Genomic DNA, 346 nt, shown 5'->3' on the forward strand with positions numbered 1-346 from the left:
GCCGCTCAAGCAGGCGCTGGTCGAGGCGCTGTACAACGAGGCTGCCATCGAGCACGTCTACGACCTGTACGGCCCGTCGGAAGACACCACGTACTCCACCTGGACCCGCCGCGAAGCCGGTGGTCGCGCCAATATCGGCCGTCCGCTGCACAACACCGCCGGCTATGTGCTGGATGCGCAACTGCAAGCGCTGCCGCAAGGCATCGCCGGCGAGCTGTACCTGGCGGGCGCCGGTATTACCCGGGGCTACCTGCTGCGCCCAGGGCTGACCGCCGAACGCTTCGTGCCGAACCCGTTCGGCGCGGCGGGCGAGCGCATGTACCGCACCGGCGACCTGACCCGCCAA

General features: G+C 69.4%; 1 protein-coding gene. It reads left to right on the top strand.

Annotated features, from left to right (window positions below):
• Positions 1-346 (top strand): AMP-binding protein (locus ACQ4N9_RS26570; RefSeq protein WP_430934145.1); only part of this gene is annotated, 346 nt, incomplete at both ends.

Origin of the sequence: Pseudomonas sp. ES1 (genome assembly GCF_050586605.1) — a bacterium.
In the GTDB taxonomy this organism is placed as follows: domain Bacteria; phylum Pseudomonadota; class Gammaproteobacteria; order Pseudomonadales; family Pseudomonadaceae; genus Aquipseudomonas; species Aquipseudomonas sichuanensis.